The organism is Frigidibacter sp. ROC022, from assembly GCF_024723735.1.
In the GTDB taxonomy this organism is placed as follows: Bacteria; Pseudomonadota; Alphaproteobacteria; order Rhodobacterales; family Rhodobacteraceae; genus SLM-1.
This window is the reverse complement of record NZ_JANQDU010000001.1, coordinates 790,409-806,992: the sequence shown is the minus strand read 5'-3', so window position 1 is coordinate 806,992 and position 16,584 is coordinate 790,409. Positions and strand designations below refer to the sequence as shown.

The following is a 16,584-nucleotide window of genomic DNA, read 5'->3' as shown; positions in this document are numbered from 1 at the left end:
TTCTCCCCTCCTGCCGGCGGGCTCAAGCCCGTTTCGGGCTCGGCCGCGGCGAGACGACGTCAGCCCTGCACGGCGGCGACCGGCTGGCCCGGCCGCCCTGCCCCGGCCCGATGCCGCCCGAACCGCCGCAGCCGGAGCGCATTCGACACCACCAGGACCGAGGACATCGCCATGGCCCCCGCCGCCAGTGCCGGGGTCAGGCCGAAGCCGAGCCAGGGGGTAAAGACCCCCGCCGCGACCGGGATCAGCAGGATGTTGTAGCCGAAGGCCCAGGCCAGGTTCTGCCGGATGTTGCGCATCACCGCGCGGCTGAGACCGACCGCGGTCGCCACGCCCCGCGGATCGCCCGAGGTCAGCACCACCTCGGCCGCCTCGATCGCCACATCGGTGCCGGTGCCGATCGCCAGCCCGACATCGGCCCCCGCCAGCACCGGCGCGTCGTTGATCCCGTCACCGACGAAGGCGACCGGCCCGCTGCGCCGCATCTCGGCAAGCGCCGCCACCTTGTCCTCGGGGCCAAGCCCCGCCCGCACCGAACCGATGCCCAGCCCGGCGCCCACCGCGCGGCCCACCGCCTCGGCGTCGCCGGTCAGCATCACCGTGCCGATGCCGAGCGCCTCGAGCGCCCGCAACGCCGGGGCGGCCCCGGGCTTGACCGGGTCCGAGACCCCCAGCACCGCAACGGCGGCCTCGTCCTCGGCCACCAGCAGCGGTGTCCGCCCGGCCTGCGCCAGCGCCTCGGCGCGGGCCTCCAGCGGCGCCGGATCGACACCCTCGGCGCGCAGGAACCTGGCGTTGCCGATCCGCAGGGCATGGCCCGCCACCTCGGCGCGGACCCCCTGCCCGACCACCGCGGCAAAGCCCGAGACCTCGGGCAGCGCCAGACCGCGCGCCTCGGCCCCGACCACCACCGCCCGGCCCAGGGGATGTTCCGACAGCGCCTCGACCGCCGCCACCCGGGCCAGCAGTTCGGGCCCGGCGTCGCAATCGGTCAGCGCCGGATGGCCCTCGGTCAATGTGCCGGTCTTGTCAAAGGCCACCTGCCGGACCCCGGCCAGCGTCTGCAACGCGTCGCCGCGCCGAAACAGCACGCCAAGTTCGGCGCCGCGCCCGGTGCCGACCATGATCGAGACCGGCACCGCCAGGCCCATAGCGCAGGGACAGGCGATGATCAGCACCGAGACCGCCGCCACCATCGCCTCTCCCGGACCGGGGCCGAAGGCAAGCCAGGCGATCAGGGTGACCAGCGCCACCGCAAGCACCGCGGGGACGAAATACTGGGTGATCCGATCGACGAGGTTCTGCACCGGCAGCTTGGCGCCCTGGGCCTGCTCGACCAGCCGGACGATCTGCGCCAGCCTGGTATCGTCGCCCACCGCCTCGGCGCGATAGGTCAGCGCGCCCAGTCCGTTCACCGTGCCGCCGGTCAGGCTGTCGCCCGCCGATTTGGCGACCGGCGCCGATTCGCCGGTCAGCATCGATTCATCGACATGGCTCTCGCCGCTCAGCACCACGCCATCGACCGCCACCCGCTCTCCCGGGCGCAGATGCAGCACCGCGCCGGGGGCCAGTTCCGCGACCGGCACCTCGACCACCGAGCCGTCGCGCTCGACCCGCGCGGTGGCCGGGGTCAGGTCCAGCAGATGCCGGATCGCGGCGCCGGCGCGGCCCTTGGCGCGGGCTTCCAGCCAGCGGCCCAGCAGGATCAGCGTGACGATCACCGCCGCCGCCTCGAACCAGACGCTGCGCGAGCCCTCCGGCAGCCAGCCGGGCGCGAAGGTCGCCACCGTCGAATAGGCCCAGGCCGCCCCGGCGCCGAGCGCCACCAGCGCATTCATGTCGGGCGCCCCGCGCAGCAGACCGGGCACGCCATGCGCAAAGAACATCCGCCCCGGCCCCGCCAGCACCGCCGTGGTCAGCAGGAACTGGATCACCCAGGAAGTCTGCTGGCCGATGCTGGCCGCGACGAGATGATGCCAGGCCGGGATCAGATGCCCGCCCATTTCCAGCACGAAGACCGGCAGGGTCAGCAGCGCGGCAAGGATCAGCCGGGGTCGCAGCCTGTCGGCCTCGGGCAGCGGCGGCCGGGCGGCGTCCTTGCGTTTTGCCGGATAGCCGGCCCTGGCCAGCGCCGCCAGCACCGGGGCCAGCGAGGCGCCGCGCAGCACGCTCAGCCGCGCCTCGTTGGTGGCAAGGTTCATCGTGGCGCCCTCGACCCCCGGCACCCTGGCCAGCGCCGCTTCGATCCGCCGCACGCAGGAGGCGCAGGTAGCGCCCTCGACGCTGAGCACCACGGACTCCTGCGGCACCTCGTATCCGGCCTTTTCCACCGCCGCCCGCAGATCGGCGGGCTGCGCCGGAGCGGCAAAGCTGACCTCGGCGGACTGTGTGGCGAGATTGACCGAGGCGTCGAGAACGCCGGGCACCTTGGCGATCGCCCTTTCCACCCGCCGCACGCAGGAGGCACAGGTCATGCCCTCGATCGGCAGGTGCAGGCTTCCGGCGCCCTCGGCGGAGGCTGCGGGGATCGCGGAGGGATCGGTCATGGCGGCACCTTTCAGGGACTCCGAGATAAGGAACCTCGGCGGCAAAAGGTCAAGGGTGCGGACCAAGGCCCGGATCGCAACCCTGCCCCACGATCATGGCATGGATCGGCCCCTTGACGCGATGCCCCGGCTGCGCCCATCTGTGCACCCGAGCCAGGAGATGCAAGAATGACCACGCTTTCCGTTCCCGACATGAGTTGCGGCCATTGCAAGACCGCCATCGAAGCCGCGATCCGTGCCGTCGATCCCGGCGCCGAGGTCTCGGTCGATCTCGACAGCCGCACCGTCGCCCTGACCGCCTCGGACCTGGCGCCGGTGTTGAAGGCGCTGGAAGAGGAAGGCTACCCGGCGACGGTCGCCGCCTGATCCGCTGTTGCCGGGCCTCAGCGCCCGAGAAACCGCTCCAGCCGGTCCAGCCCCTCGGCGATCTCTTCGGTTCCCGCGGCATAGGAGAACCGCAGGAACCGCGCCCCCCGGCCCGGGTCGAAATCCAGCCCCGGGGTCAGTGCCACATCGGCCCGATCCAGGATTTCCGCGGCGAAGGCCCGGCTGTCCCGCGTCATCTCCGAGACATCGGCATAGATGTAGAAGGCCCCGTCCGGCGGCGCGATCCGGTCGAATCCCATTCCCGGAAGCCGGTCCAGCAGCATCTCCCGGTTCGCCGCATAGACCGCCAGATTGGCCTGCGCCTCATCGTCGCAATCCAGCGCCGCCAGCGCCGCCACCTGGCTGGCATGGGGGGCACAGATGAACAGGTTCTGCGCCAGCCGCTCGACCCGGCGCACCTGCGCCTCGGGCACCACCATCCAGCCGACCCGCCAGCCGGTCATCGACCAGTATTTCGAGAAGGAATTGATCACCCAGGCGTCATCGGTCAGTTCCAGCGCCGAGACCGGGCGGAAGCCGTAGTCGATCCCGTGATAGATCTCGTCCGAGACGAAGGCCGTGCCGTTGGCCGCCGCCCAGTCGAGCAGCCCGCCAAGCGCGTCGCGGTCCAGCATCGTCCCGGAAGGGTTGCCCGGAGAAGCGACGATCAGCCCGGCCAGACCCTCGGGCAGTTCCTCGGGCACCGGCTGATAACGGGTCTGGGCCGAAGTCTCGATTCCGACCGGCTCCAGACTCAACGCCTTCAGGATATGCCGATAGGACGGATAACCCGGCAGGCCGAGGCCGACCTTCTCTCCGGCATCGAAGAGCGCGGTGAAGGCGAGCAGGAATCCGGCCGACGAACCGGCGGTGACGATCACCCGTTCGGGGTTCAGCTCGATCCCGTAGCGGTCGCGGTAGAGCCGCGCGATGCGGGCCCGCAGCGCCGGCAGGCCGAGCGCCTCGGTATAGCCGAGCGCCCCCGACTGCATCGCCTCGCCCAGGGCTGCCAGCGCGCCCTTCGGGGCCGGGAAGCCGGGCTGGCCGATTTCCAGATGCGCGATCCTGCGCCCCGCCGCCTCGGCCTGACGGGCGGCGCGCAGCACGTCCATCACGATAAAGGGATCGACCTCGCCGCGTCTTGAGTTCCGCACCCGCGACCTCCATTCTGGAACCGAATTCATTCCGCCCGGCCTGCCGGGATTGCCGCCGAAGGTCAATGGCCCTAGACCTGCCGGAAACGAGGAGAGCCCGATGTTTCGCCCCCTGCCCGCCGTTCTGGCCGCCGCCACGCTGACCGCGATCACCCTGAGCGCCCCGGCGCAGGCCTTTGATGTCTCGGCGATGACCGATTCCGAGCGCGATGCCTTCCGCAGCGAGATCCGCGCCTATCTGCTGGAAAACCCGGAAGTGCTGATGGAGGCGATCGGCGTGCTGGAAGCCCGGCGCCAGGACGAACAGCTGGCCGCCGATGTGAATCTGGTCGCCGACAACCACGCGGCGATCTTCGAGGACGGCCGCAGCTGGGTCGGCGGCAATCCGGACGGCGACCTGACGCTGGTCGAGTTCATGGATTACCGCTGCGGCTACTGCAAGAAAGCCTATCCGGAAGTCGACAGCCTGCTGGAAACGGACGGCAACATCCGCTTCATCGTCAAGGAATTCCCGATCCTGGGCGAGCAGTCCCTGCTGGCGTCGCGCTTTGCGATCTCGGTGCGCAACAATGCCGGAAGCGATGCCTATGCCGAGGCGCATGACGCGCTGATGACGTTCCGGGGCGACATCACCGAAGACAGCCTAGCCGCACTGGCCGGGCGTCTGGGGCTGGACGCACAGAAGATCATGGACGGAATGTACAGCGCCGAGGTCGAGAACGAGCTGAGCGACAACCACGCCCTGGCGGCGAAGCTCGGGATCAACGGCACGCCGGGCTTCATCTTCGAGGATCAGCTCGTGCGTGGCTATGTGCCCTATGACTCGATGGTGCAGATCATCGAGCAGCTGCGCAGCTAGGGCCGGCTATTCGGCGGCCTTCGCCGCCGCTGCGGCCTCCAGTTCGGCGGCCTTCTTCTCGACCAGCTCGACGATATGGTCGATCATGCCCGCCGTGCCCAGCTTGTGATGCTGCTTGCCGGCCAGATAGACCATGCCGGCATCCTTGCCGCCGCCGGTGAAGCCGATGTCGGTCATCAGTGCCTCGCCCGGGCCGTTCACCACGCAGCCGATGATCGAAAGGCTCATCGGCGTCTTGATATGGCCCAGCCGCTGTTCCAGCACTTCCACCGTCTTGATCACGTCGAAGCCCTGCCGGGCGCAGGACGGGCAGGAGATGATGTTCACCCCGCGATGCCGAAGGCCGAGCGATTTCAGGATCTCGTAGCCGACCTTGACCTCCTGCACCGGATCGGCCGAGAGCGAGACCCTGATCGTGTCGCCGATCCCGAACCAGAGCAGGCTGCCCAGGCCCACGGCGCTCTTGACCGTGCCGGTCATCAGCCCGCCGGCCTCGGTGATGCCCAGGTGGATCGGGGCGTCGGTGACGCTGGCCAATTGCTGATAGGCCGCCGCCGCCATGAAGACATCCGAGGCTTTCACCGAGATCTTGAACTCGTGAAAATCGTTGTCCTGCAACAGCTTGATGTGATCGAGCCCCGACTCGACCATGGCATCCGGGCAAGGCTCCCCGTATTTCTCCAGCAGGTGGCGCTCCAGCGAGCCGGCATTGACCCCGATCCGGATCGAGCAGCCATGGTCCCGGGCCGCCTTCACCACCTCGGCCACCCGCCTGGAGTCGCCGATATTGCCGGGGTTGATCCGCAGGCAGGCGGCCCCGGCCTCGGCTGCCTCGATGGCGCGTTTGTAGTGGAAATGGATATCGGCCACGATCGGAACCGGGCTTTGCCGGACGATCTCGGCCAGGGCCCTGGTGCTGTCCTCGTCGGGAGTCGAGACCCGGACGATATCCGCCCCGGCATCCGCCGCCGCCCGGACCTGCGCCACGGTGGCCGCCACATCCGTTGTGTCGGTATTGGTCATCGTCTGCACCGAGATCGGCGCGTCGCCCCCCACCGGCACCCGCCCGACCATGATCCGGCGCGAGGCACGGCGGTCGATGTTGCGCCAGGGGCGGATCGGATTATGGGTCATAGCGGGCCTCGTTCGCGGCAGGAGCCAGGGCTTGGATTGCCTGCGTCTCAGATAATCCGCCACCGCCGGGCATGCAACGCATGGTCCTGTGACGTCTCGATGACGGCCGGGTGGCGCCCTTGCGCTGCCTGTTGCCGGGCTATTCGACCGGCTGCTCGTCCTCTGGCGGCGGTGCCGCCGCGTTCTGTGCCACGGCGACGAACTCGGCCAGATCCTTGTCGGCCGACAGATCGGCCACCGAATAGTTCTGCTTCAGCTTCTCGACCGACAGCGCGACGTTGTTGACCACCGAGGGTCCGACCCCGGCCGGCCCGTAGTTCTCGCCATTCACCGCGAAATAGACCGAACCGGCATTGCCCGCCCGCAGCAGCGGCGGCTCTTCGGTCTTGGGCAGAACATAGCTTTCGCCGGCGTCGAGGATCTTCTCGAACAGGACCGTGCCGTCCGCCGCCTTGACCCGCACCCAGGAGGGGCGCACCGCGAACATCACCACATCGGGCGCATCCTCGGCCACGACCTGCGGGACCTGGCCCGCGGGAGGCGGCGCATCCTCGCCCAAGGCCATCCGCACCGCCGCATCCGTGGCGCTTTCCGTTTCCTCGGTTCTGTCCGCGGAGCCGACCGGGCGCAGGGTCGAGATCGGGCCGTCGCGGGCCACCAGCACCGGCACGTCCAGCGCCTGCGGGCGATAGAGCCGGTCCAGCGCGTCGGGCGCCGGCGGGGCGATCTGGGCCGACTCGGTCTGGGCCGCGATCACATCGCCCGGCGCATCCAGCGACTCGATCTCGGCCACGACGCCGGGGGCCTGATCGACCGGGGCGAATTGCACTTTCTGGATTTCCTGCAGGATCGACCAGCCGCCATAGCCGAGCCCGACGATCAGCGCGATCAGCACCGCGACCGAGCCGAGCGCGCCGGGCTCGACTCGCGAGAACACGCGGTCACTGCGCGGCGCGAAGGGTGTGTTGGGATTGGCGAAGGGGTCGCGGGGGCCGTCCTGGGCCGGAGCCCGCGCCCTCCGCGGTGCCGAAGCCTGCGCCGACATGCCGTGCGCGACGACGAAATTGCCTTCCTCGCAGAACTTGCCATAGGCCCATTCCGGGTCCATCCCCAGATAGCGCGCATAGCTGCGCACATAGCCTGCGACAAAGCCCTGGGTCTCGAATGCGGTCGGATCGGCGTTCTCGATCGCGGCGATATAGGCCGCCTTGATCTTCAGCTCGCGCTGCACATCCAGAAGGGATTTTCCCAGAGTCGCCCGCTCCCCGCGCATGACGTCGCCGAGGCGCAGATCAAAGTCATCAAAGCCGCGAGGCTTCGATTCTTCTTCGACTTTGGGCGTCTTGGAACGCCCGATCATCTACCCTGCCCAAACGTCAATGCTCTGGTCCCCACGAGCGCGATTCGGTGTGTCCCCACCGCCTATTGCAGCCGAGGTTAACACAATGCAACCGAGGGTGCAGCGAAACTTGAACCTCAGGCGCTGAGATCGGCGCGATTCAGCGCGCAGCGCGACCAGAGTTGATCCAGCGCCTGCACCAGCGCCTCGATTTCCGGCGCTCCGTGCACCGGCGAGGGGGTGAAGCGCAGCCGCTCGGTTCCGCGCGGCACCGTCGGGTAATTGATCGGCTGGACATAGATGCCGTGATCCTCCAGCAGCATGTCGCTGAGCAGCTTGGTATGCTTGGGATCGCCAACGATCAGCGGCACGATATGGGTGCCGTGGTCGATGACCGGCAGGCCCAGCCCGCGCAGCCGCAGCTTGAGGATCTTCGCCTGGGTCTGATGCGCGGCGCGCAGTTCATTGTCGGTCTTGAGATGCGCGACGCTGGCCGCGGCCCCCGCCGCGATGGTCGGCGCAAGCGAGGTGGTGAAGATGAAGCCCGGCGCGTAAGACCTTATCGCATCGACCATTTTCGCGCTCGACGCGATATAGCCGCCCATCACCCCATAGGCCTTGGCCAGGGTGCCGTTGATGATGTCGATCCGGCCCATCAGCCCGTCACGCTCGGCCACGCCGGCACCGCGCGGACCGTACATGCCGACGGCATGCACCTCGTCCAGATAGGTCAGTGCGCCGAATTCCTCGGCCAGCGCCACGATCTCGGCCATGGGGGAGAAGTCGCCGTCCATCGAATAGACCGATTCAAAGGCGATCAGCTTCGGCGCCGCCGGGTCATCCGCTTCAAGTTTGGCGCGCAGGTCATTGAGATCATTGTGTTTGAAGACGCGCTTCTCGCCACCGTTGCGGCGGATGCCTTCGATCATCGAGGCGTGGTTCAGCGCATCGGAATAGATGATCAGCCCCGGGAACAGCTTCGGCAGGGTCGAAAGCGTCGCGTCGTTGGCGATATAGGCCGAGGTGAAGATCAGCGCCGCTTCCTTGCGGTGCAGGTCGGCCAGTTCGTTTTCGAGCCTGCGGTGATAGACCGTGGTGCCCGAGATGTTGCGGGTCCCGCCCGAGCCGGCGCCGGTGGCGTCCAGCGCCTCGTGCATCGCCGCCAGAACCACCGGATGCTGGCCCATGCCCAGATAATCGTTGCCGCACCAGACCGTCACCGGGCGCTGGCTGCCGTCCGGCCGGGTCCAGGTCGCATGCGGGAAATGGCCGCGGCCACGTTCGATCTCGATGAAGGTCCGGTAGCGACCTTCGTCATGCAGCCGCTGCAGGGCGGCGTCCAATCCGGCAGTATAGTCCAAGGGCCAAGCCCCCCCTTTTGGCGGTCGATGCCCTTTGCACCGGCGTCGATGGCTGCGCCAAGGAATAATCACTCGCGCGCGTCGGGTCAAAACCCTATCGCGTTACAAAGTGTCGCGGCGTCCGGTGCTGGGCCATGACCTGGATCAATCGTCGGCGATCACGACCGTGCAATCGTCGGCGCCCTTCATTTCGGCGAGGCGTTCGCATTCGCGCCGCGCCCCGATCTTCGCGCCGATTCCCCGCGCCACCGCCCAGGCATCCGTCGAGGCCGAGATTGCCAGGGCCTTCGGCCCCTTGCCCTTCTTGTAGGTGGCAAAGCCCTCGGTCGCCGACTGGCTGAGCGTCAGCGGCTTCGGCTTGTATCTCCGGGGCAGCACCTCGGCCACCACCACGCAGGGGCTCTGGGCCAGCTTGGCGCAGGCGGCCAGAGCCGCGGCGCGGGCGGCCTCGGGCGAATGCAGGTTCTGCGCGATCTGGGTCGCCGGCGCCACCAGCCCGTCACCCGGCGCCGCCGCGACCGCGCCGTAGTAGTGCGATTCCTTGAATTGCGAGAAAACCGCCTTGGCGCTCTCACGATCCGCCGCGCTGATGCCCGGAAGCTGGTCGAGCAGCGCCAGGTCCTTTTCCTTGAGCTTGAACAGCGTGCCCAGGATCGCCTGGTCGGCGGCCGAAAGCCCGCTGTCCTTGACGATCTCGACGGCGCTGGTCCGGGCCGAGAACAGGGCCCGGCCCGCGGCCCGGCCGTTCAACGGCTCGGCCACCGCCTGTGCCGCGGTCAGCAATGCGATGCCTCCGACAATCCCCGTGACAGTTCCGCGCAGTCGCCCGATCGGTTTCGCCGTCATTCGCTGGTCTCCCCTGGCTGTGGGGAAGTTCTAGCGGCCCTGCGCCGCGGGTTCCAGCCCCATCACCGGCCCGGGTCCCTGCTAGACGACTCCGTCGGGTCGCAGGGCGCATTGCTCGGCGATCTCGGGGGTCTCCATCTGCAGCGTCGCATGCCCGATGCCGAAGCGCTCGCGCATTTCCCGCGTCGCCTGGCGGATCAGCCCGGCATCGGCAGCGGCGTCGCTGCGCACCAGATGCGCGGTCAGTGCGGTCTCGGTGGTGCTCATCCCCCAGATATGCAGGTCATGCACATCGCTGACCCCGGGCAGGCCGCGCAGGGCCGCCTCGACCCGGCCGGGGTCGATGCCCGGCGGCACGGCATCCAGCGCCAGGTCCACCGAGTCGCGCAGCAGGCCCCAGGTGCTCAGCAGGATCACCGCCGCGATGACCAGGCTGATCGCCGGGTCGATCCATTGCTGGCCGGTCCAGCGGATCAGCAGCGCCGCGATGATGACGCCGACGGTCACCCCGGCGTCGGCGGCCATGTGGACGAAGGCGCCGCGGATGTTCAGATCGTCCCTGGCGCCGGACATGAACATGAGCGCCGTGCCGACATTCACCAGCACCCCGACCGAGGCGACCCAGAGGATGGTGCCGGTGGCGACCGGGCCCGGCACGATCAGGCGGTGGATCGCCTCGACCCCGATGAAGCCGACCGCGACCAGCAGGATCGCCGCATTGCCCAACGCGGCCAGGATCGGACCGCGCTTGAAACCGTAGGTATGCGACCGGGTCGGCTTGCGCTGCGCCAGCCAGGACGCCCCCCAGGCCAGCAGCAGGCCCAGCACGTCCGACAGGTTGTGCCCGGCATCGGCCAGCAGCGCCAACGAGCCGGACGCCAGCCCGTAGCCGGCCTCCAGCGCCACATAGAGGAGGTTCAGCCCGACGCCGATCGCGAAGGCGCGGTTGAAACCGGCCGGGGCATGGACATGGACATGGCTGTGCCCGTGGTCATGCCCCCGGGCGTGGTCGTGCTCTTCCCCTGCGTGACGGTCGGGCGCGGGATGGAACTTGTCGTTCATCCCGGCAATCTCCCCCGCCGGCCCGCCGCTGTCCATCCCGGCCAGGCCCCCCGGCCCTGCTTCCTCTCGTCACAGGTCGCGGGCTGCGCCCCGACGTCCCGGCAGCTTTACCTTGCCGATCGGAGTGCTAGGGTAACGCCGAAGCCCTGGGCCGGTATCCGGCCGGGGAAACCGGACACCCCAAGGAGACCCCGACATGAGCCTGGATGCCGTTCTGGCGCGTATTGACGCCGATCTGCCGAATGCCACCGAGCGCCTGATGGACCTGCTGCGGATTCGCTCGATCTCGACGGACCCGGCCTACAAGGCGGAATGCGACAAGGCCGCCGACTGGCTGGTCGCCGATCTCAGGTCGCTGGGCGTGGATGCGTCGAAACGCCCGACCCCCGGCCACCCGATGGTGGTCGGTCATGCCGGCGACGCCGAGGACGGGACCGGCCCGCATCTGCTGTTCTACGGCCATTACGACGTGCAGCCGGTCGATCCGCTGGACCTCTGGGACCGCGATCCCTTCGATCCCGAAGTGCAGGACACCCCGCAGGGCAAGGTGATCCGCGCCCGCGGCGCCAGCGACGACAAGGGCCAGCTGATGACCTTCATCGAGGCCTGCCGGGCCTGGAAAGAGGTGCATGGCAGCCTGCCGGGGCGGCTGACCTTCTTCTTCGAGGGCGAGGAGGAATCCGGCTCGCCCAGCCTGGTGCCCTTCATGAAGGAAAACACGGCCGAGCTGAAATCGGACATCGCGCTGATCTGCGACACCGGGCTGTTCGACCCCGACACCCCGGCGATCACCACCATGCTGCGCGGGCTGCTGGGCGAAGAGCTGACCATCACCGCCGCCAACAAGGACCTGCATTCGGGCATGTATGGCGGGCTGGCGATGAACCCGATCCGGGTCCTGTCCAAAATCATCGCCGGGCTGCATGACGAGACCGGGCGGATCACCCTGCCCGGCTTCTATGACGGGGTGCCCGAACTGTCGAACTCGATCCGGGCGCAATGGGAAAGCCTCGGCTTCGACGACCAGCAGTTTCTCGGCGATGTCGGCCTCTCGGTACCCGCCGGCGAACAGGGGCGGACGCCGCTGGAAATGATTTGGTCGCGCCCGACCTGCGAAGTGAACGGGATCTGGGGCGGCTACGAAGGCGACGGGTTCAAGACCGTGCTGCCGGGCCAGGCCCATGCCAAGATCTCGTTCCGGCTGGTCGGCACCCAGGACCCGCTGAAACTGCGCGAGACCTTCCGCGACTATGTCCGCGCGCAACTGCCGGCCGATTGCAGCGTCGAGTTCAAGGGCCATGGCGCCTCGCCCGCCGGTGTGATGCAGACCGAGTCCCCGGCCTTCGAGGCCGCCCGCCAGGCGCTGACCGACGAATGGCCGAAACCGGCCGCCTATACCGGCTGCGGCGGTTCGATCCCGATCGCGGGATATTTCAAGACCGTGCTGGACATGGACGCGATGCTGATCGGCTTCGGCAAGGACGACGACCAGATCCACTCGCCGAACGAGAAATACGACATGCGGAGCTTCCACAAGGGCATCCGCAGCTGGGCCCGGGTACTGGCGGCGCTGAACAGCTGAGCGGCCGAAGGGCCGATACGGAAACGGAGGCCCTGGCCGAGCCTCCGTCCCCCCCGCGCATCCGGGCGCGGATGCGCTATTCGGCGATCGTCACCGCCGAAGCGTCATGCTGGGTGCCCTTCATCTCCCAGACCACCTTGACCTTCTCGCCGACCTTCAGCCCCGGGTCGCTGAAACCGGCGGGAAGCTGGTAGGTCGTGCCGTCGTCCAGAACCAGCGTATGCTTGGCCAGGTCGAAGGCCTTGACCGTGCCGATCGTGGTGGTGGCTGCGAATGCCGCGCCCGAGAGGGCGGTCGAGACGACCAGAGCGGCGGGAAGAATATGGTGACGCATCTTCGTTCCTCCATATCCCCGCGGGCACCGCGGGGGCTTGTCGACATCGTCCCGAACTGTCGCGTCGGCGGCGTGATCCGCCCGGCAGTTCCCGATGCCGGGGCGGATCTAGATCGGCCCCGGCGCCCGGGCCAGACCCCCTCGCCCGGGCGTGAAACGGTTTGAGCGGCGCAATTTCCTGTCGCGGTTGCGGTCGTGGTCTCCGTTCCGGCGGCAAGGCCCTGCACCCGGTCTCGACGGGCCTGCGGCCCGCCGATCCGCCGGGGGGCCAGCCCCCCGGTCCCCCCGGGATATTTCCAAGGTAAAGCCGGTGCCGGGGCGGGACGGGGCCGATCCGCCCTTGGGCTTTGCCCGGCGGCAGACCATATAGGAAGGATGTTGAAGTTCACCCCCCTGCTGCTGGCGCTTCTCTACGGGCTGGCGATGTATCACTTCTCGGCCTGGCGCACCCGGCGCGAGCTGGATGCGCGCTCGACCGAGCTGGCCGACGCCCGGCTGCGCAGCGTGACCGACCGGATGGCCCGGGCCCTGGGGCTGGAGCGGATCCGGGTCAACATCTACGAGATCGCGCCGGTCAACGGGCTGGCGGCGCCGGACGGGCGGATCTTCATCACCCGCGGGTTCTATGACCGCTACCTGCGCGGCGATGTCAGTGCCGAAGAGATGGCCAGCGTCATCGCGCATGAGCTGGGCCATGTCGCCCTGGGCCATTCGCGGCGCCGGATGATCGACTTCTCCGGGCAGAACGCGATCCGGGTCGCGCTGGCCACGGTCCTGGGCCGGTTCCTGCCCGGCATCGGGCATTGGCTCGCCGGGCTGGCGACCTCGCTGCTGGCGGCGCGGCTGTCCCGCAAGGACGAATACGAGGCCGACGCCTATGCCGCGGCCCTGTTGACCAAGGCCGGCATCGGCATCGCGCCGCAGGTCAGCCTGTTCACCAAGCTGGCGGCGCTGACCGGCCAGGGCCAGGCCGCCCCGGCCTGGCTGCTGAGCCACCCGGCCACCGCCGACCGGATCGCGGCGATCGAGAAACTGTCGGCGAAATGGCAGGACGCCCCGACACCGCGCTGACCGGCGGCCCGGCCGTCAGCCCAGGGCCTTGCCGAGCCGGTTCAGCCTGGCACGCTTGAGCAGGGCCCGCAGCGGCAGGGTCTCGCCCGCCAGCCGCTCCGCCATGGCATGGACCCGATGCACGACCTCGCGCAGGGTCTCGGGGTCGCTGTCGAGGAAGCGGCGCAGGAACAGGTCGGGATCGATCCGGTCCAGCCCTTCCTCGGCCAGCGTGTGGCGCGGAAAGTCCCGGGCGTTGAAGGTCACGATCAGATCGGCCGAGCCGGCCACCGCCGTCGCCAGCACATGCACATCGTCGGGATCAGGCAGCCAGAGCCGCGCCTCCAGCCCCGGCGCCGGGGCGACCATCGCGCCGGGAAAGGCCGCCTTCAACGCCACGACCTCGCCCCGCGCGATGACCTCGGCCCCCTCGCCCAGCCTGACCGTGGCGCGGGCCCATTCCTCGAGGATGCGGTCCGACCAGAGCGGCCGGTAGAGCCCGGCCCCGGCCGCACCGGTCAGGATCTCGCGCAGCACGGTCGGAAACAGGACGCAGGCGTCGAGAACCGCCTTCACGCCCCGGACCTCACGGCAGCAACCGGAACGCCAGGGCCTTGAGATAGCCGGACTCGGCCAGTTGCGGCAGCAGCGGGTGGTCGGGACCGGCAAAGCCGGTATGGACGATCTGCGCCCGGCGCCCGGCCTTGCCGATGCCGCGGGTGCAGGCGGCGCGGAACTGGGCCAGATCGGCAGCATGCGAGCAGGAGCAGAGCATCAGCACCCCGCCCGGCGCCACCAGCGCCGCCGCCAGCCGCGCCACCCGTTCATAGGCGCGCAGCCCGGCCTCAAGCGCCGGCCTGGCGGGTGCGAAGGCCGGCGGGTCGCAGATCACCAGCCCGAACCGGCGCGACTCCTGCGCCAGCGCCTCCATCGCCTTGAAGGCATCGCTCCTGCGGGTCTCGAAACGCCCGGCCAGACCGCTGGCCTCGGCGCCCTGCCGGGCCAGATCCAGCGCCGGTTCCGAACCGTCGATGGCCAGCGCCGATTCCGCCCCCGCCGCCAGCGCGGCCAGGGCGAAGCCGCCGACATGGGAAAACACGTCCAGCACCGCCTGCCCCGGCGCCAGGCTGGCGGCAAAGGCATGGTTCGGGCGCTGGTCGTAGAACAGGCCGGTCTTCTGCCCGCCCAGCACATCGGCCATGTAGGTGGCACCGTTCATCGGCACCGGCACCGGGCCCGAGACCGCGCCGCAGAGCACCACGGTCTCTTCGTCCAGACCTTCCAGCCCACGCGCGCGGCCGGTGCCGTTCTTCACCACCGTCGAGACCCCGGTCACCCGGATCAGCGCCGCGACCAGCGCGTCGAGCCGCGCCTCGGCCCAGGCGGCATTGGGCTGGATCACCGCCAGATCGCCGAAGCGGTCGATCACCACGCCCGGCAGCCCGTCGGCCTCGGCATGGATCAGCCGGTAATGCGGGCTGGAATAGAGCCGCGCCCGGAACGCCTGCGCGGCCTCCAGCCGGGCGGCGAACCAGGCCTCGTCCACCTGCGCGGCCGGGTCCGCATCCAGCATCCGCGCCGCGATCTTCGACAACGGGTTGACCGCGACCAGGCCCATCGGGCGCCGCTCGGCATCCTGCAACACCGCAACGGTGCCGGGCGCCAGCGCTCTGGTCCTTCGGTCCATCACCAGTTCATTGGCATAGACCCAGGGAAAGCCGTGCCGGATCGCCCGCGCCTCGGCACGCGGCATCAGGCGCACCGCCGGCAGGGCGGCGGCATCGGCAGGATCGACGGAAGAAGGGGGCAGCGTCATGCCACCCCCTCTAATCGGTTTCGTTCCGGCCCGGAAGGCCTGTCAGGAAGGCTCAGGTCTCGACATGGCCCAGCAACTGGCCGATCTGGCCGGACAGGAAACGGGTCACGATCGCCTTCTCGCCACCCGATGCCGGGTCGCTCAGCACGTCGCGGGCACTGCCCCACATCGGCATGTCGGCATGGATGAGCCGCGGCGGCGCGATCACGGCGCCGGTCTTCGGATCGGTCAGGGTCAGGCGGAAGCGGATCGCGTAATTGCCGCCGGTAAGATAGCGGGCCTTTTCCGAGAGCCCGTGGAAGCGGACAAGCTCGACAATGGCATCGACGGGCTGGCCGTCCTTGACATCGGCGCCGGCGGCCGCGGTCTTGAAGATCGACTTGATCTGTTCGCGCCGGTCGCCGGGCGCATCCCCACGCCAGACGATGTCGGCGGCGGGGATCAGGTCGTTGGCTTCCGAGACCGTCAGGGAGTCGGGCACCAGAACCGTCAGCTTGTTCAGCGCATAGACCGGATGTGCTTGCGGAGCCGCGCGCTGGCCGATGCCCAGCACCGGCTCGGTGGCGATGGCCGGCGCGTTGCGCGTCGCGGTATCGACATTGCCGCAGGCCGTCAGGACCAGCATGGCCAGGACTGCGGAGATTGCCTTGAATTGCATCTGTCTCACTCCTTCGGCGAACCCCACATCAGCAGGCTGCCTTGGAATTGAGGCCAAATTTCGCTTAAATCCCGGTGTTTTAGCGCGTTTTCTTCATGTAGTTGTGCCGGGCCGAAACCCGCTCAACCTGTGCTTGCAGGATCAGGCCCGGGCTTTCACGACGGGCCGGCGGTGCAGGCGCGCCTTCAGCCAGCCGGTCATGGCAAGGGCACCGGTCCGCATCGCTTCGGCGCGCAGGCGATAGGCTTCGCGCTCGATCGCGGCATAGTCGATGGGGCCGTCATCCGGGGCATTCAGTTCGGGATTGGTCATCTCTGTTCTCCTTGGGCTGGCTTGAAAATAGGTAAGCACTACTGCCAGAACCAGCGCCAATCCGACAATCCCGCTATGCAGTCGCAGCAATACGCCGCGGCGCAGAAAAACTTGCCGCAAGGGCGCCCGCGCATCTTGTTAGCGCTAACAGGCTATGTTATGATC

The 16,584-nt window shown here is 68.9% G+C and carries 16 protein-coding genes; 4 read left to right on the top strand and 12 right to left on the bottom strand.

What is annotated here, in order from left to right; translation table 11 throughout:
* Window positions 1-59: 59 nt before the first annotated feature.
* Window positions 60-2,546 (bottom strand): heavy metal translocating P-type ATPase, encoded by a 2,487-nt coding sequence (locus tag NUW50_RS03905; RefSeq protein WP_258287752.1) that lies wholly within the window; start codon window positions 2,544-2,546, stop codon window positions 60-62.
* 168 nt (window positions 2,547-2,714) lie between these two features.
* Between NUW50_RS03905 and NUW50_RS03900 the strand changes: the two genes are divergently transcribed.
* Window positions 2,715-2,912, top strand: a complete 198-nt coding sequence (locus NUW50_RS03900) for a heavy-metal-associated domain-containing protein (protein WP_258287751.1) — start codon at window positions 2,715-2,717, stop codon at window positions 2,910-2,912.
* Window positions 2,913-2,929: 17 nt separating this feature from the next.
* On the opposite strand, the gene NUW50_RS03895 is transcribed toward NUW50_RS03900, so the two are convergent.
* On the bottom strand, window positions 2,930-4,066 hold the full coding sequence (locus NUW50_RS03895) for a pyridoxal phosphate-dependent aminotransferase (protein WP_258287750.1): 1,137 nt from the start codon (window positions 4,064-4,066) through the stop codon (window positions 2,930-2,932).
* Window positions 4,067-4,166: 100 nt separating this feature from the next.
* Here NUW50_RS03895 and NUW50_RS03890 point away from each other — a divergent pair, with 100 nt between their 5' ends.
* The gene (locus tag NUW50_RS03890; protein ID WP_258287749.1) at window positions 4,167-4,925 is read left to right on the top strand and encodes a DsbA family protein; all 759 of its coding nucleotides are present in this window, start codon (window positions 4,167-4,169) and stop codon (window positions 4,923-4,925) included.
* A 6-nt stretch (window positions 4,926-4,931) separates the two neighbouring features.
* Here the strand turns inward: NUW50_RS03890 and ispG are convergent, their stop codons facing one another.
* The 5 genes from ispG to NUW50_RS03865 all read right to left on the bottom strand — a co-directional run bounded on the left by ispG (window position 4,932) and on the right by NUW50_RS03865 (window position 10,667).
* Window positions 4,932-6,059, bottom strand: a complete 1,128-nt coding sequence (ispG, locus tag NUW50_RS03885; protein ID WP_258287748.1) for a flavodoxin-dependent (E)-4-hydroxy-3-methylbut-2-enyl-diphosphate synthase — start codon at window positions 6,057-6,059, stop codon at window positions 4,932-4,934.
* Window positions 6,060-6,198: 139 nt separating this feature from the next.
* Window positions 6,199-7,419 (bottom strand): helix-turn-helix domain-containing protein, encoded by a 1,221-nt coding sequence (locus tag NUW50_RS03880; RefSeq protein WP_258287747.1) that lies wholly within the window; start codon window positions 7,417-7,419, stop codon window positions 6,199-6,201.
* 116 nt (window positions 7,420-7,535) lie between these two features.
* On the bottom strand, window positions 7,536-8,759 hold the full coding sequence (hemA, locus tag NUW50_RS03875; protein ID WP_258287746.1) for a 5-aminolevulinate synthase: 1,224 nt from the start codon (window positions 8,757-8,759) through the stop codon (window positions 7,536-7,538).
* Window positions 8,760-8,903: 144 nt separating this feature from the next.
* Window positions 8,904-9,605, bottom strand: a complete 702-nt coding sequence (locus NUW50_RS03870; protein ID WP_258287745.1) for a hypothetical protein — start codon at window positions 9,603-9,605, stop codon at window positions 8,904-8,906.
* 81 nt (window positions 9,606-9,686) lie between these two features.
* Complete coding sequence (locus tag NUW50_RS03865) at window positions 9,687-10,667, bottom strand: cation diffusion facilitator family transporter (protein ID WP_258287744.1); 981 nt, start codon at window positions 10,665-10,667, stop codon at window positions 9,687-9,689.
* A gap of 196 nt (window positions 10,668-10,863) precedes the next feature.
* Between NUW50_RS03865 and NUW50_RS03860 the strand changes: the two genes are divergently transcribed.
* Window positions 10,864-12,249: a M20/M25/M40 family metallo-hydrolase gene (locus NUW50_RS03860; protein ID WP_258287742.1), complete on the top strand. Its 1,386-nt coding sequence runs from the start codon at window positions 10,864-10,866 to the stop codon at window positions 12,247-12,249.
* Window positions 12,250-12,325: 76 nt separating this feature from the next.
* Here NUW50_RS03860 and NUW50_RS03855 read toward each other — a convergent pair whose 3' ends face one another.
* On the bottom strand, window positions 12,326-12,583 hold the full coding sequence (locus tag NUW50_RS03855; RefSeq protein ID WP_258287741.1) for a DUF1344 domain-containing protein: 258 nt from the start codon (window positions 12,581-12,583) through the stop codon (window positions 12,326-12,328).
* A gap of 375 nt (window positions 12,584-12,958) precedes the next feature.
* Here NUW50_RS03855 and NUW50_RS03850 point away from each other — a divergent pair, with 375 nt between their 5' ends.
* Window positions 12,959-13,654: a M48 family metalloprotease gene (locus NUW50_RS03850; protein WP_258287740.1), complete on the top strand. Its 696-nt coding sequence runs from the start codon at window positions 12,959-12,961 to the stop codon at window positions 13,652-13,654.
* Between the two features lie 15 nt (window positions 13,655-13,669).
* Here NUW50_RS03850 and NUW50_RS03845 read toward each other — a convergent pair whose 3' ends face one another.
* The 4 genes from NUW50_RS03845 to NUW50_RS03830 form a co-directional block, all read right to left on the bottom strand.
* The gene (locus tag NUW50_RS03845; protein WP_258287739.1) at window positions 13,670-14,209 is read right to left on the bottom strand and encodes an RSP_2648 family PIN domain-containing protein; all 540 of its coding nucleotides are present in this window, start codon (window positions 14,207-14,209) and stop codon (window positions 13,670-13,672) included.
* 10 nt (window positions 14,210-14,219) lie between these two features.
* Complete coding sequence (locus NUW50_RS03840; protein ID WP_258287738.1) at window positions 14,220-15,449, bottom strand: RSP_2647 family RNA methyltransferase; 1,230 nt, start codon at window positions 15,447-15,449, stop codon at window positions 14,220-14,222.
* A gap of 52 nt (window positions 15,450-15,501) precedes the next feature.
* Complete coding sequence (locus NUW50_RS03835; RefSeq protein ID WP_258287737.1) at window positions 15,502-16,107, bottom strand: DUF6778 family protein; 606 nt, start codon at window positions 16,105-16,107, stop codon at window positions 15,502-15,504.
* A 141-nt stretch (window positions 16,108-16,248) separates the two neighbouring features.
* Window positions 16,249-16,419, bottom strand: coding sequence for an RSP_7527 family protein (locus NUW50_RS03830; protein ID WP_258287736.1), 171 nt, complete (start codon window positions 16,417-16,419; stop codon window positions 16,249-16,251).
* Window positions 16,420-16,584: the final 165 nt, after the last annotated feature.